The organism is Mycobacterium sp. (assembly GCF_049281135.1).
In the GTDB taxonomy this organism is placed as follows: domain Bacteria; phylum Actinomycetota; class Actinomycetes; order Mycobacteriales; family Mycobacteriaceae; genus Mycobacterium.
The window spans coordinates 1-1,744 of the sequence record NZ_JBAPRN010000274.1; the positions used below are offsets into that span (position 1 = coordinate 1).

Annotated in this window: 2 protein-coding genes; one reads left to right on the forward strand and one right to left on the reverse strand. The window is 65.8% G+C overall.

Annotated features, from left to right (window positions below; genetic code table 11):
* Window positions 1–992 (reverse strand): IS110 family transposase (locus WAN02_RS11040; RefSeq protein ID WP_422264204.1); only part of this gene is annotated, 992 nt, incomplete at its 3' end.
* Between the two features lie 329 nt (window positions 993–1,321).
* Between WAN02_RS11040 and WAN02_RS11045 the strand changes: the two genes are divergently transcribed.
* Window positions 1,322–1,744: cell division ATP-binding protein FtsE (locus WAN02_RS11045; RefSeq protein WP_422264205.1), on the forward strand; the 423-nt coding region annotated here is incomplete at its 3' end.

Genomic DNA, 1,744 nt, shown 5'->3' on the forward strand with positions numbered 1-1,744 from the left:
CCTTTGAGCTGGTGGTAGAAGTGGCGGGCGAGTGCGCGTTTGACGCAGCGTTTGGCTTCCTTGGTGGTTTTCCCGGCGGCCAGGAGCCGTTGGTAGTAGGTGGCTGTTTCGGCGTGGTGGTGGACGCGTTGGAGGGCGATCACGTGGAGTGCCCAGTTGAGTTGTCTGTCGCCGCCGCGGTTGAGGCGGTGTCGTTGGTGTTTGCCGCTGGACGCGTCGATCGGGCTGGTGCCGGCCAGCGCTGCGAAGGACGCCTCGCTTGCCATCCGCTCGGGATTGCCGCTGGAAACGAGCAGCTGGGCCGCACAGACTGCACCGACGCCGCACTCGGCGAGCAGGCTGGGTGCAAGCTCCGAGACGAGCCGTAGCAGCGCGCGGTCGATCTCACGGATCTCTGCGGCGAGAGCTTGGATGCGACGCGCGATCCGTCGCAGCACGTCGGTGACGCCATCTGGACGTGGCCGCAGTCGCGCCGCCGTCGCTACCAGTTGCTTTCTTGGTATGCGGTCAAGGCGGCGACGGAGATCGTCCGGCGCGGTCACAATCACGGCGTCGAGCTGGTTCAGTGCAGCGGTGCGAGACCGTGTCGCGCCCCGTCGCTCGAGCAAGAGCACGCGAAGCTGCTCGCGACCACCACCGCCACGCGGCAGGCTCAGCCCCTCGCCGGTCACGATCCGACGCGCCGCCAGGGTCGCGTCGATGACGTCGTTCTTGCCGCCACGGCGCTCGCCACGCTTAGGCCGCTCACACTCAAACACCGCCAAGCCACGCTCGCCCAAAAACGCGGCCAGCCCAGCGCCGTAGCTGCCGCACCCCTCGATCCCAAACGCCGGCTGGCCCAGGCCCGCCGCCCAGGAAAGCAGCTGCTGGTATCCAGCCGCCGTCGCCTCGGCGGTCACACAATCGACCTGACCGCCTAACTGGTCAAGCGCCACCGCGACATGCCACTGCTTATGCGTGTCCACCCCGATTGCCACCGTCCACCCGGTCACGTAGCCTCCCCTCATCGACATGGGTCGACCGGCTTGGACAGGGCTGTGTCGGGCAAACGAACGCAAGCTTCTATCAGGTCACCGGCCAGTCGAACGAAGCGACGGCGAGAGACAGGTCGGATTAAGGGCAAGTCACACCGCCAACATGGTTGCGGGTCATCCCGCCGTCGCCTCGCACTCTCAGCCACGCCCCGGACGGACGCAGCCACAACGACGCTACACAGCTTGGTTGAGCCGAACAGCACGGTTGGGTGTTTGCGTGGTCAGGGTCACCTCGCTACCCTGGTCAGGCAGGAATTCGTCCGCTCGAGCTTGAACACAGCCTCTCAGTGACAGAAGAACTCAGTCTTCACGAGCCTGCCAGGGCGGAGCCCGAACCCGCCCTCGCACCGGCGATCGCCGCGGCCGCACGGTCGACGGCGTCGGCGATGATTGTCTTCGACGCCGTCATCAAGCAGTACCAGGGCGGGGTGATCGGTCTCGACGACGTCTCGGTGCAGATCGACAAGGGAGAGTTCGTCTTCCTGGTCGGCCCCTCGGGATCGGGCAAGTCCACCTTCATCAAGCTCTTGCTGAAGGAGCTCGAGGTCACCTCGGGCAACCTGATCGTGGGCGGGAAGTCACTGCCCAAGCTGAAGCGCTCCAAGGTGCCGGTGCTGCGCCGAAACATCGGCTGCGTGTTCCAGGACTTCAAGCTGCTGCCGAACCGCACCGTGTACCAGAACGTCGCTTATGCGCTTCAGGTGCAGGGC